The 11,765-nt window shown below is 65.2% G+C and carries 12 protein-coding genes; 4 read left to right on the forward strand and 8 right to left on the reverse strand.

What is annotated here, in order from left to right:
• Positions 1–52 precede the first annotated feature (52 nt).
• The 4 genes from dnaE to EC912_RS18665 form a co-directional block, all read right to left on the reverse strand.
• Positions 53–3,598 carry a DNA polymerase III subunit alpha gene (gene dnaE, locus EC912_RS18650; RefSeq protein ID WP_132147397.1) on the reverse strand — a complete coding sequence of 1,182 codons (3,546 nt, stop codon included), beginning with the start codon at positions 3,596–3,598 and terminating at the stop codon, positions 53–55.
• Positions 3,599–3,702: 104 nt separating this feature from the next.
• Complete coding sequence (locus tag EC912_RS18655) at positions 3,703–4,287, reverse strand: NUDIX hydrolase (RefSeq protein WP_132147400.1); 585 nt, start codon at positions 4,285–4,287, stop codon at positions 3,703–3,705.
• 77 nt (positions 4,288–4,364) lie between these two features.
• Positions 4,365–5,264: a 5'-3' exonuclease gene (locus tag EC912_RS18660; RefSeq protein WP_132147403.1), complete on the reverse strand. Its 900-nt coding sequence runs from the start codon at positions 5,262–5,264 to the stop codon at positions 4,365–4,367.
• On the reverse strand, positions 5,252–5,824 hold the full coding sequence (locus tag EC912_RS18665; RefSeq protein WP_132147406.1) for a nitroreductase family protein: 573 nt from the start codon (positions 5,822–5,824) through the stop codon (positions 5,252–5,254). Before EC912_RS18665 ends, EC912_RS18660 begins: the two co-directional genes overlap by 13 nt.
• A gap of 83 nt (positions 5,825–5,907) precedes the next feature.
• On the opposite strand from EC912_RS18665, the gene EC912_RS18670 reads away from it, so the two are divergent.
• Positions 5,908–7,017: an NAD(P) transhydrogenase subunit alpha gene (locus EC912_RS18670; protein ID WP_132147409.1), complete on the forward strand. Its 1,110-nt coding sequence runs from the start codon at positions 5,908–5,910 to the stop codon at positions 7,015–7,017.
• Positions 7,018–7,096: 79 nt separating this feature from the next.
• Here EC912_RS18670 and EC912_RS18675 read toward each other — a convergent pair whose 3' ends face one another.
• Genes EC912_RS18675 through EC912_RS18685 form a run of 3 tightly spaced genes read right to left on the reverse strand, consistent with a single transcriptional unit; the run spans position 7,097 to position 8,651 of the window.
• Entirely contained in the window at positions 7,097–7,696 is a 600-nt protein-coding gene (locus EC912_RS18675) for a DUF3106 domain-containing protein (protein ID WP_132147412.1), read from the reverse strand.
• 5 nt (positions 7,697–7,701) lie between these two features.
• Complete coding sequence (locus EC912_RS18680; RefSeq protein WP_132147415.1) at positions 7,702–8,073, reverse strand: hypothetical protein; 372 nt, start codon at positions 8,071–8,073, stop codon at positions 7,702–7,704.
• Positions 8,070–8,651, reverse strand: coding sequence for an RNA polymerase sigma factor (locus tag EC912_RS18685; RefSeq protein ID WP_132147418.1), 582 nt, complete (start codon positions 8,649–8,651; stop codon positions 8,070–8,072). The genes EC912_RS18680 and EC912_RS18685 overlap by 4 nt, the downstream gene beginning before the upstream one ends.
• A gap of 158 nt (positions 8,652–8,809) precedes the next feature.
• On the opposite strand from EC912_RS18685, the gene EC912_RS18690 reads away from it, so the two are divergent.
• Together EC912_RS18690 and EC912_RS18695 are read left to right on the forward strand one after the other, a co-directional pair.
• The gene (locus tag EC912_RS18690; RefSeq protein ID WP_132147550.1) at positions 8,810–9,103 is read left to right on the forward strand and encodes an NAD(P) transhydrogenase subunit alpha; all 294 of its coding nucleotides are present in this window, start codon (positions 8,810–8,812) and stop codon (positions 9,101–9,103) included.
• A complete protein-coding gene (locus tag EC912_RS18695; RefSeq protein WP_132147421.1) occupies positions 9,100–10,533 on the forward strand; it encodes an NAD(P)(+) transhydrogenase (Re/Si-specific) subunit beta in 1,434 nt (477 codons plus the stop codon). Before EC912_RS18690 ends, EC912_RS18695 begins: the two co-directional genes overlap by 4 nt.
• On the opposite strand, the gene EC912_RS18700 is transcribed toward EC912_RS18695, so the two are convergent.
• Complete coding sequence (locus EC912_RS18700) at positions 10,505–10,954, reverse strand: hypothetical protein (RefSeq protein WP_243649353.1); 450 nt, start codon at positions 10,952–10,954, stop codon at positions 10,505–10,507. The two genes, EC912_RS18695 and EC912_RS18700, sit on opposite strands and share 29 nt — an antisense overlap.
• A gap of 182 nt (positions 10,955–11,136) precedes the next feature.
• On the opposite strand from EC912_RS18700, the gene sufT reads away from it, so the two are divergent.
• Positions 11,137–11,694: a putative Fe-S cluster assembly protein SufT gene (gene sufT / locus EC912_RS18705; RefSeq protein ID WP_132147424.1), complete on the forward strand. Its 558-nt coding sequence runs from the start codon at positions 11,137–11,139 to the stop codon at positions 11,692–11,694.
• The last annotated feature ends 71 nt before the right edge of the window (positions 11,695–11,765 follow it).

The raw sequence follows: 11,765 nt of genomic DNA on the forward strand, positions 1-11,765 counted from the left end.
GGTGGGGGTTGCCCGGGAAGAGACGATGCTTCCCGGGTATCGGTTTCGCCCCTCAGTCCGCGGGGCGTACCAGTCTTACATCGGCTCCGAGAATGCCAGGCATGCCGCGTAGTACGCGAATAAGATCGGGCAGGGCGCGCACGCGCCATGCTTCGCCGAGTTCGATATCGGCCTGGGCGGTTTCGTTGCGATAACCGCTAAGGAGCAGAGGCGTACGGCCGCCACGGTATCCGGCGATGGCCTGCCGCAGTTGTTGCACGAAGTCGGGTCCGATGCCGTTGACGCGCAGTCGCAGCAGCCGCGAGTAGTGTTCCAGCGCATCGCTCAGCGAATACGCTTTTTTTGCACGCAGCTGATAGCCGCCAGCGAAGTCGTCGATACGCAGGCCGCCTTCGACGATGATCATGTTGTCGCGGGTAAGCAGGGGCGCCGACTCGGTGAACACTTCGCGGAAGAAGCTGACTTCCAGCAGCCCCGTGGAGTCTTCGATCTGTACGAACGCATCGCTGTCGCCGCGTTTGCGCATGCCGACCACCATGCCGGCGACGGTCCACGGCGTGTCCGGGCCGCGGCGGAAACGGTTGGCGTTTTCGTCGTCGTCGGAGCGGCGCGGCTTCGGTGGCTGGTATCGCGAGGGGATTTCGCCGATCGGGCAACTGGACAGCTGCGACAGCGCATCCTGCCAGGGATCGGTGGGATGGCCGGACAGATAGTGTCCGAGCGTTTCACGCTCGCCCTGAAGCAATTGTTCCAGCGGCCACTCCGGTACGGAGCCCGATAGTTCGATGATGCTGGGCGCTTCCGCCTCGCCGAACGCGGAGCCGAAAATGTCGACCTGACCCGATGCGCGGTTCTTTGCTTCCTGGTCGGCCGCGCGCATCGCTTCGGGAATATGCATGACCAGCGTGGCGCGGTTCTCGCCCAGCGCGTCGAGCGCACCGGCCTGCACCAGTGCCTCCATGACGCGCTTGTTGAGCTTGTTCGATCCCACGCGCTGGCAGAAATCGACCAGTCCGCGATAAGGGCCGTGCGCGTTGCGCTCGGCGACGATCTCTTCGCATACGCCCTGGCCGACGCCCTTGATGGCGCCGAGTCCGTAACGCACGACCTTCGGCTCTACCGCTTCGAACATCCATGCCGACGCATTCACGTCCGGCGGCAATACCTTGATGCCGATGGCGCGGGTTTCGTCGAGAAAGGTAACGACCTTCTCGGTGTTGTCCATGTCCGACGAGATGGTCGCGGCCATGAATTCGGCGGGGTAGTGCGCCTTCAGCCACGCGGTCTGGTAGGAAACCAGCGCGTACGCTGCGGCGTGGGATTTGTTGAAGCCGTAGCCCGCGAACTTCTCCATGAGGTCGAAGATCGCATCGGCTTTGCTTTCGCTGATGCCATCCTTGCCGGCACCTTCGCGGAAGACCGCGCGGTGCTTGATCATTTCCTCGGCTTTCTTCTTACCCATCGCACGACGAAGCAGATCGGCGCCGCCCAGCGTGTAACCGCCGACGATCTGCGCCATCTGCATCACCTGCTCCTGGTAGACCATGATGCCGTAGGTCTCGCGCAGGATGGGCTCGACGCGCGGATCGGGGTATTCGACCGGTTCGCGTCCATGTTTACGCGCGCAGAAGCTGGGGATCAGGTCCATCGGGCCGGGGCGGTACAGCGCCACCAGGGCGATGATGTCCTCGAAACGGTCGGCCTGCGCGTCCTTGAGCATGCCCTGCATGCCGCGCGATTCGAGCTGGAAGACCGCGACGGTCTGCGCCTTCTTCAGCAACGTATAGACGGCCGGATCGTCCAGCGGCAGCGACTCGATGACAAGCGGTTTTTCGTCCGTCTTCGCGCGACGCACGTTGATGGCCTTCACCGCCCAGTCGATGATGGTGAGCGTGCGCAGACCCAGGAAGTCGAACTTCACCAGGCCGACGGCTTCGACGTCGTCCTTGTCGAACTGGGTCACCACGCCTTCGCCGCCCGCTTCGCAGTACAGCGGCGCGAAGTCGGTCAGGGGCGTGGGCGCGATAACGACGCCACCGGCGTGCTTGCCGGCGTTACGCGTGAGGCTTTCGAGGCTGAGCGCCAGATCGATCAGCGTCCGCGATTCTTCGTCGTTGTCGTAGAGGTCGCAGAAATCCTTGACGACGCGGTCGGTTTCTTTCTTCGATTTTTCCGAGCGGCCGAGCGCATCGGAAAGCGTGAGATCGAGCGGGCGGTTCGGAATCAGTTTGGCTAGCTTGTCGACCTGGCCGTAACCCATGCCGAGTACGCGACCGGAGTCGCGCAGCACGGCCTTCGCCGCCATCGAGCCGTACGTGATGATCTGGCTGACGTGATCGCGACCGTATTTGCGTGCGACATAGTCGATGACTTCGTCGCGACGGTCCATGCAGAAGTCGATGTCGAAGTCGGGCATCGACACGCGTTCGGGATTCAGGAATCGCTCGAACAGCAGCTCGAACTGCAACGGGTCGAGATCGGTGATCTTCAGCACCCACGCGACCAGCGAGCCCGCACCGGAGCCTCGACCCGGACCGACGGGAATGCCGTTGTCCTTCGCCCAGCCGATGAAGTCGGCCACGATCAGGAAGTAGCCGGGGAAACCCATGCCGATGATGACGTCGACTTCGCGGTCGAGGCGCGTCTGGTAGTCCTCCAGCGTGCGTCCGGCGGCCATCGGGTGTTGCGCCAGGCGTTCCTCGAGACCTTTCTGCGCTTCGGCGCGGATGAAGGTATCGAGCGTATGGCCTTCGGGCACGGGGAAGTTCGGCAGGTAGTACGTGCCGAAGTCCAGTACGAGGTTGCAGCGCTTCGCGAGTTCGACCGTGTTTTCCAGCGCTTCGGGAATGTCGGCGAACAGCGCCTCCATTTCCTCCGGCGTCTTGAAATACTGTTCGTCGCTGTAGTCGTGCGGCCGCTTGGGGTCGGCGAGGACGCGGCCCTGGTGGATGCATACGCGCGCTTCGTGCGATTCGAAGTCGCTGCGCTGCAGGAACCGTACGTCGTTGCTGGCGATGACCGGCAGCGCGAACTCGCCGGCTAGTGCGAGCGCCGCCTTGGTCCAGAGTTCTTCGCCGTCGCGGCCGGTGCGGGTCAGTTCGAGGTATAGCCGTTCCGGAAACAGCCGGCGCAGCGGTTCCAGGCGCAGGTGCGCCGCGGGTAATCCGCTGCCTTGCGCGATGCGCGCTACTTCGCTTTCGCGTCCACAGATGGCGATAAGGCCACGGACGCTTTCCGGATGCATCCAGCTGGCATCGACCAGCGCGCGTCCGCCATGCTGGCCTTCACGCCATGCGCGGGAAATCAGGCGCGAGAGGTTCAGATAACCGTCGCGGTCCTGGCAAATCAGCGTGAGGCGCCACGGCCGCGGATCGTCGGGGCTGGAAACCCAGATGTCGCAGCCCGCGATCGGTTTGATCCCGGCCGCCGTCGCCGCCTTGTAGAACTTCACCAGCGCGAACAGGTTGTTCTCGTCTGTCAGCGCGACAGCCGGCATGCCGGCGCGCACGCAGGCAGCGACCAGCTGCTTGATGCGGATGGTCGAGTCGACCAGCGAGTATTCGCTGTGCAGGTGGAGATGGGCGTAACGAACAGACATGGGAAGGCGCCGGAAGGGCAGAGGCAAGGCTACCCGGCTGGGTCGGTCGGGACAAGAATTGACTTCCTGGCCGGGTAGACGAATTCCCTACATATAACGGGATCTCAGCGTGTATGCGCTTCCGGGTGTTCGATGAACCACAGGCCCGCGAACAGCTTCGCGTCGATCGAGAATCCCTCCGCCGCGCGGGCGAACAGCCATGCGCCCGCTTCCGAGCGTGGCACTTCGTGGACGACGATGTTCTCCGACTCGTCGCCACCGCCAGGACCGACCTTCACCAGATCCCAGGCGCGGGCGAAGGCGATCATTTCGGTGCTCATGCCCGACGAGGAGGGGCCTTCGTGTACGAAATCGATGCGACCGCAGGCATAGCCGGTTTCTTCTTCCAGTTCGCGACGCGCGGCGAGCAGGACGTCCTCGTCTTCCTGATCTTCGAGGTCGCCTACGAGGCCCGCGGGCATTTCGATGGTGTTCTTCAGGATCGATACCCGGTACTGCTCGACGAAGATGACTTTGTCCTCGGGCGTCACCGCCAGGATGATCACCGCTCCGCCCGGATTGTTGCGCTCGACGTATTCCCAGCGTCCGCGTTTCTTCAGCGTCAGCCACTTGCCCGCATAAAGCAGCTCCACCGGCGCGCTGGCGTCATCGGGAATCGGTGAGGCGTGGGGCAGGGGGCTGGTCGGCATGGCATGGCGCTCCGTGAGGTGATGGCGGGAATTATGACGGGGGATTTATCTCTGGGGTGTGACCGGGAGAGAGGCTTTCAGATCAACGCGCGAAGCCGGGACCGCGTCAACGGCCCGAACCGCAGCCGCTCGCAAAGCTCGTCGAGCGTCGAAGCCTCGCCACGACGGCGGATAAGCGCATCGGCCGTTTCGGCTACCGCGATATCCAGCGCAATGCGGGTCAACCGGCGGCACAGGCGGGCCTGATCGGCGTGTTCGCGCAGCCGGACGGCACATGCCGCCGCGCCGCGAATGCGCAGGAACGGCACTTCGTCGATGCGTTCGAGCACGCTGTCCAGATCGCCGAAATGGGCCAGCAGCGCGGCGGCCGTCTTGGCGCCGACGCCGGGCACGCCGGGAATGTTGTCCACGGCGTCGCCGCATAGTGCGAGATAGTCGGCGACCTGATGCGGATGCACGCCCAGCCGGTCGAACACGCCGGCCGCGCCCCAGCGCATGCCGCGCGCGAAGTCCCATTGTTCGTCGCCTTCGCCCAGCAGCTGGCCGAAATCCTTATCGGCCGAGACGATGACGCCGCGGAAACCATGGGCGCGCAGGCCCCACAGCGCGCTGCCGATAAGATCGTCGGCTTCGTACTGGTGGTCGTTCAGTACCGTGAGTCCGAGCGCTGCCGAGATTTCCCGGCATAGCGCGAACTGACGCACCAACTGCGGCGGCGGAAGCTCGCGATTGGCTTTATAGGCCGGATAGATGGCGTTGCGGAACGAGGTGGTCAGCGAGGCGTCGAAGGCGACCGCGATGTGTTCGGCGCTGGTTTTTTCCAGCAGTTCGCAAAGAAAACGCGTAAAGCCGTGCACGGCGTTGACCGACTCGCCTTCGCGATCGTGGAACTCGTCCGGCATCGAATGCCAGGCGCGGAACACATAGAGACTGCCGTCGACCAGATGGACGACGGACGAATCGGTCACGGTGTCCATTCGCTCACGATCCCGTCGACGGAGGGGCGGTCGCGGTCCGGTGTGTCCATCGTCGCCGTGCCCATGTGCACGAAGCCGACGACGTGCTCGTTGTCGGCAAGGCCCAGCAGCGCCGCGACATCGCGGTCGTACGCCGCCCAGCCGGTCAGCCACTGCGCGCCGAAGCCGAGTGCCTGCGCACCCAGCAGCATGTTGTAGGCAACGCAGCCTGCGCTGAGGTTCTGCTCGAACTCCGGCACCGTGCTGTCGCGATGGATGTGGGCAACGACAACCAGCACCAGGGGCGCGAAGGTGTAGCGGTGACGTTCTTTCTCCCGCTTCGACTCAGGCATATCCGGGTGCTTCGCCAAAGCCATCGCCGTGAGTTGCGCGCCGAAGGCCAGTTTGGCGTCGCCACGCAGCGTCAGGATGCGGAAAGGCACCAGCTTGCCGTGATCGGGCACGCGGACGGCGGCTTCGAGCAGCCGGGCCAGCGAGGCGGCATCGGGGGCAGGTTCGCCGAGCTGGCGCGACGGGACGGAATGACGGGTATTGAGGAGGTGGAGGTCGTCTGCGGTCATCGGCTCAGTGTACCCGGCTTGGGACCGCCCCTCGACGTGGCGGGCACGCTACCATGGCCCGAACGGGCGGGAGGAGTCCTGGTATGCCGATGACTGTGGGCGCGTTGCGCGAGACTGCGAAAGGCGAGCGACGGGTGGCTTTGACGCCGGAGACGGCGCGCAAGCTGGTGGCCCGTGGGTTGGCCGTCATTTTCGAACACGACGCCGGGCGCGAGGCGGGCTTTCCCGACGCGACTTATGTCGCCGCCGGTGCTACCCCCGCCGATGCGGCCGACGTGGCGGCGCGAGCCGACTTGTTGCTATGCGTCCAGCTTCCTCCCGCCGACCGTCTCACGGCCCTGCGTGCCGGTACGGCCATCGTCGGCCAGTTGCGCCCGAATGCGGCACACGACCGGCTCGAGGCACTCGGCGAGCGCGGCGTTACGGCTTTTTCGCTGGAACTCCTGCCGCGCACCACGCGCGCCCAGGCGATGGACGTACTGAGCTCCCAGGCGGCCGTAGCCGGTTACCGGGCCATGTTGATCGCGGCCGAAGCGGCGCCGATGTTCTTTCCGATGCTGACCACGGCGGCGGGTACGATCCGGCCGGCGAAAGTGTTGGTGATCGGCGCTGGCGTGGCCGGTCTGCAAGCTATCGCTACGGCGCGGCGTCTGGGTGCGCAGATCGAGGGTTACGACGTTCGTCCGGAAACCCGCGAGCAGATCGAATCCCTGGGCGCGCGTTTTCTCGACCTGGGTGTCAGTGCCAGCGGCAGCGGCGGTTATGCGCGCGAGTTGTCGGCAGAGGAACAGGCCGCGCAGCAGGCCGCCCTCGGCGAGCGGCTGCGGGTTTTCGATGTGGTCGTAACGACAGCCGCCGTGCCCGGCAGACCGGCGCCGAAGATACTCACGGCGGCGATGCTGGAAGGGATGAAGCCCGGCGCGCTGATCGTCGACCTCGCCGCCGAAAGCGGCGGCAATTGCGTGGCGACGGTGCCGGGGCAGCGTGTGAATGTCGGCGGGGTGACCGTGCTTGGTCCACTCGACCTGGCGGCCGGCGCACCGCTGCACGCGTCGGAAATGTATGCGCGCAACCTGCTCAACTTCGCCGGTCTGCTGGTGCGCGACGGTGGGTTGTCACCGGATTTCGCGGACGATCTTGTCGCGGCGACGTGTGTGAATCGTGTCGGGGAAAAGCAGCCGCAGTTGATCTGACGTTAGAGGGATATTTCTATCCCTCACCGTGGCCCCCGCGCAGGCAGGAACGGTGGCGATAATGTTCGTTGCTTTACGCTCAACCGCCCGGTGGCGGAGGCGGCCGACGACCATGCCCATCCGGACTGGGACCGTCCGGAGGCGGCGGACCGTCGGGCGGCGGAGGCAGGACACTGTTCGGCCCCAGACTGTCGATCCACTTGCGCCGGTCGTCCGGCGACTGGTTCTCCCACTTCCGCATCAGCGCCTGACGCTGGTCGGGCGGAAGCTGGCGAAAACGATCGAACGCGGCATGCAGCTGATCGCGTTGCTGCGGCGTCAGATCGTGGAATTTTTTCATGTTGCGGCGCGCTTCTTCGCGCTGCTCCGGCGACATCTGTTGCCAGCGGACGATGCGTTCGCGGATTTCGGCGCGCTTGTCTTCCGGCAACGTCGCCCAGCGCGCCGCCTTCTCCAGCATGTGTTGCTGGCGACGGGGCGGAAAGTCGTCCCACTCCTTGGAAAGCGGCGCGAACATCTGGCGTTGGTCGGGCGTCAGCGTGCTCCACGGGCGCGGCGGAGGCGGCGGGCCGCGCTCTCCGGGCGGGGGCGGAGGCGGACGATCCTGCGCCAACGCGATAGCCGGTGCGAAAGCGACAAGCAGCAGCGCGAGAATGGCGGCAAGGATGGAGGGGCGCATGGTTGTCATCGGGTCGGGGATGCCGCGCGCTGGTCGGTTGCGAGCCATCCGTAGAAATCGAGGTTCTGGTACAGCGCCGGATCGGCACTGTCGGCATCGGGCGGCAGGTCGCTGTCCGCTTCGACGGATTGCACCGCCTTGGTCGGGGCGCTGGACGAGCCCGTGAGCGGTTGCCAGAGCATCAGCGAAGCCAGTGCAACCACGGCGAACGCGCCCGCTGGCAGCAGCATGCGTCGCGTTGCATGGGCCTGCGGCTTGTCGAGTGCGTTGCGCCGGGCCGCGCGCAGACGGCCGGCGGTCGCCGGATCGACTTCACTGCTGGCGCGCAGGTAAAGCTCGCGTGCCCTGCGTTTGATGTCTTCGTCGCGCTGGCTCATCGCCATGCCTCCAGTTGATCGCGCAGCGCGTGCATCGCGCGCGAAAGATGAGTTTTCACACTTCCGTCAGAGCAACCCATGGCCGCGGCGGTTTCCGCGACGTCCAGGCCTTCCAGCACCCGCAACATGAACGCTTCGCGCTGGCGGCGCGGCAAGGTGCGTACCGCTGTCGCGATGTCGTTGTAAGCCTGCGCGTCCTGCAACTTCGCCGATGGATCGGGACCTTCGTCCGCGGGCTCCCATGCGGGAAGTTCGTCGCCATCGTCGTCCTTCCCGCCCCCCAGCCAGCCCACCACGATCGAGCGGACTTTCCGGCGGCGCTGCAGGTCGACGATACGTCGCCGCAGGATGCCCCAGAACAGCGGGGTCCATTCCTCGGCGGGCTTGCCGCTGTAGTGCTGTACCAGCCGCATCATGGCGTCCTGTACCGCGTCCAGCGCGTCTTCGCGATTGCCGAGATTCAGTTCGGCCATGCGCCAGGCGCGCCGTTCGACCTGGGCAAGGAAGGCATCCATGCTCCGCGGAACCTCGCGGACAACGTCCAGCAAGGTGCTGTCGAGGGCGATCCCGGCATTCATCGCTTCCGGTTCCGCCTTATCGGGTTCCGCATCCTCATGCTCCATACGGGTCGAACTCTCCGGTTAACGCGGTTTAGGGCCGCCGGTTGACGTGCCTATCGTCTCCCGCGGTGCCCACGTATGATCGGTGGGAGACGGACAGACTACGGGGAGTGGGCATGCTCGACGGGTTTCTGGCGCTATACATCTTCATGTTGGCGGCATTTACGGGGTATGAAGTCATCGCGCGCGTGCCGGTGATTCTGCACACCCCGCTCATGTCCGGTTCGAATTTCATCCATGGCATCGTCGTGATTGGGGCGATGATAGCGCTGGGCAGGGCCGAATCCCCGCTGGAAATTACGATCGGCTTCGTCGGTGTGCTCCTTGGCGCCGGCAATGCGGTCGGCGGCTATGTCGTTACCGGGCGCATGCTGGAAATGTTCCGCGCCAGCCGGGAGAAGCGCTCATGACGGACTGGTTCCCGTCCGTCATCCAGGCTTGTTACTTCGCTGCGGCGCTTCTTTTCATCCTCGGACTCAAACGCATGAGCTCGCCGCGCACCGCGCGCGGCGGTATCGGCTGGGCAGGTGTGGGCATGCTGCTCGCCGTGGCGGCCACGCTGTTCCTGCCGGGTCTTAAGCATCGCGAACTGATGCTGCTGGCGCTGGTGCTGGGTACGCTGGCCGCATGGTGGTCGGGACGTCGCGTCGCGATGACCGCCATGCCCGAAATGGTGGCGCTCTATAACGGCATGGGCGGTGGCGCCGCGGCCGCCATCGGTGGCGCCGAACTCTACGGTTATGCCTCGCATGTCGTGCATCTGCTCGGTGGCGGTACGTACGCCGTTGCCGGTTACGACCCGCCGTCGACCGCGCATCTGGCGCTGGCGCTGGTGGGCTCGCTGATCGGCGCCGTGAGTTTCAGTGGCTCGCTGGTTGCCTTCGGCAAGCTGCAGGGCTGGCTTGATCGCCGCTTCGTATTCGCCGGGCAGCGCACGGTCAATGCGTTGGTTCTCATTGCCGCGCTGGCCATCGGCATCTGGCTCGTGGTGGGTCGGCTCGACGCCACGGCGATCACCGTCTTCTTCGTGCTGTCGCTGGCCCTCGGCGTGATGATGACGCTGCCGATCGGCGGCGCGGACATGCCGGTGGTGATCTCGCTTTATAACGCCCTTACCGGTCTGGCCGTCGCCTTCGAAGGCTTCGTGCTCGGCAACGAGACCATGATCATCGCGGGCACGGTCGTCGGCGCGGCGGGTACGCTGCTCACGCAGTTGATGGCGCGGGCGATGAATCGCTCGCTCGGCAACGTGCTGTTCGGCAGTTTCGGTGTCGCTTCCGGCGAGGCGAAAGCGATCGATGGCGCGCAGAAGCCCATCGACGCCGCGGACGTCGCGGTGATGATGGCTTACGCGGAGCGCGTGGTTATCGTGCCTGGTTATGGGCTCGCGGTGGCCCAGGCCCAGCACAAGGTCTGGGAGCTGGCGCAACTGCTTATCGCCCGTGGCGTGAAGGTCCGTTTCGCGATCCATCCGGTCGCCGGCCGCATGCCGGGCCATATGAACGTGCTGCTGGCCGAAGCCGGCGTGCCTTACGACCTGATCGCGGATATGGACGACATCAACCCGGAATTCCCGGCGGTCGATGTGGCGCTGGTGATCGGCGCGAACGATGTGGTCAATCCTGTCGCGAAGACCGACCCGGGATCGCCGATCTACGGTATGCCGATCCTGGACGTGGAGGCGGCGAAGAACGTCATTGTGATCAAGCGCGGCAAGGGCACGGGCTTCGCGGGCATCGAGAATGCGCTGTTCTATGCCGATAACACGCGCATGTTGTACGGCGACGGCCAGGCGGCGGTCGCCGAACTGATTACGGCGACGAAGGCGATCGACGCCTGAGCGGCCACGCGGCCAGCGCGGCAAGGGCCGCGCCGGCCAGGTGGAACGCCAGCTCGCGCGGGCCGATAGACAGGCGTGCGAGTTCCAGAAGCATCTTCGGGCCGGCGTCGCGGAGCGCGTCGGCGAATCCCACGCCCATGAGGCCGGCGATCATCGCGGCGGCGACCAGGCACGTGGTGTAGAGGCTTGCGAGCAGTGTCGCGGCGGCGGCCAGCAGCGCGCCGTATCCGCCCTGGGCCTTCAGCCAGCGGCGCACGATAACGCCGAGTATCCAGCCGACGGGCAGCGCCAGCAGGGGCAGGGCCCGTCCGTAGAACATGGACGGAAGCGTCCACAGCGCGCCGGCCGCCAGTCCGAACATGGCGGCGCACAGAGCGGTGAACAGCTGGCCCGGCAGGGCGCGCAGACGATCAGACGGCATCGGTGGCCTGGGGGCTGGCTGGCACGGGCGGAGAATTCCGTAGGCGAAAAACGGCCATCATAACCCGGTCGGGGATTCGCCGCCTTGAGAAGCGGCCGGATGCCCCGATTTAGCGATTACGCCCTCTGGCGTCATAATGATCGACTTTGCGGCCGCGACGCGGCCTCATCAACAGGACAGGCATGAGCGGTTTCAGTCTCAGCAGCGAGCCCTTCACACTGGAGCGAGATTGCCAGGCGGTCATGGTGCCGCAGGGCGAAACGGTCACGCTGCCGGCAGGGCAGATTGGCTACATCACCCAGGCGCTGGGCGGCAGCTTCACGGTTTATGTGGAAGGCAACCTTTTCCGTATCGCCGGCGACGACGCCGACGCGCTGGGCAAGGAACCCCCGAAGCCGATCGAACTGGCCGAGGGCGCCAGCGACGACGATGTGGAAAAGCTCGTGTGGCAGCAACTGCGCACGTGTTTCGATCCGGAAATTCCTATCAACGTCGTCGAACTGGGTCTCGTCTACGACGTGAGCCTGGAACACGGCGACGACGGCGCGCGCAAAGCCTACGTGAAGATGACGCTCACCGCGCCCGGTTGCGGCATGGGCGACATTCTCGTCGACGACGTGCGCACGAAGCTCGAACTGATTCCCACCGTGAACGAAGCGGATGTCGATCTGGTATTCGATCCGCCGTGGAACCATTCGATGATGTCGGATGCGGCGAAACTCGAAACGGGCATGCTCTGATCCGTTTCCCACGCTCCCGCAAGTGCGGATAACGTGAACGAATGCATGCGACCTAGGGTAATCCCTAGATA

The sequence above is a fragment of the Luteibacter rhizovicinus genome (assembly GCF_004342265.1).
GTDB lineage: Bacteria > Pseudomonadota > Gammaproteobacteria > Xanthomonadales > Rhodanobacteraceae > Luteibacter > Luteibacter rhizovicinus_B.

Bases quoted from the DNA above. Each gene is read 5' to 3' on its own strand.
- EC912_RS18655 (WP_132147400.1), bottom strand. From the start codon at position 4,287: ATGCCGACCAGCCCCCTGCCCCACGCCTCACCGATTCCCGATGACGCC.
- EC912_RS18680 (WP_132147415.1), bottom strand. From the start codon at position 8,073: ATGAGCCAGCGCGACGAAGACATCAAACGCAGGGCACGCGAGCTTTAC.
- EC912_RS18695 (WP_132147421.1), top strand. From the start codon at position 9,100: ATGACGGACTGGTTCCCGTCCGTCATCCAGGCTTGTTACTTCGCTGCG.
- sufT (WP_132147424.1), top strand. From the start codon at position 11,137: ATGAGCGGTTTCAGTCTCAGCAGCGAGCCCTTCACACTGGAGCGAGAT.
- dnaE (WP_132147397.1), bottom strand. From the start codon at position 3,598: ATGTCTGTTCGTTACGCCCATCTCCACCTGCACAGCGAATACTCGCTG.
- EC912_RS18700 (WP_243649353.1), bottom strand. From the start codon at position 10,954: ATGCCGTCTGATCGTCTGCGCGCCCTGCCGGGCCAGCTGTTCACCGCT.
- EC912_RS18675 (WP_132147412.1), bottom strand. From the start codon at position 7,696: ATGCGCCCCTCCATCCTTGCCGCCATTCTCGCGCTGCTGCTTGTCGCT.
- EC912_RS18690 (WP_132147550.1), top strand. From the start codon at position 8,810: ATGCTCGACGGGTTTCTGGCGCTATACATCTTCATGTTGGCGGCATTT.
- EC912_RS18665 (WP_132147406.1), bottom strand. From the start codon at position 5,824: ATGACCGCAGACGACCTCCACCTCCTCAATACCCGTCATTCCGTCCCG.
- EC912_RS18685 (WP_132147418.1), bottom strand. From the start codon at position 8,651: ATGAATGCCGGGATCGCCCTCGACAGCACCTTGCTGGACGTTGTCCGC.
- EC912_RS18660 (WP_132147403.1), bottom strand. From the start codon at position 5,264: ATGGACACCGTGACCGATTCGTCCGTCGTCCATCTGGTCGACGGCAGT.
- EC912_RS18670 (WP_132147409.1), top strand. From the start codon at position 5,908: ATGCCGATGACTGTGGGCGCGTTGCGCGAGACTGCGAAAGGCGAGCGA.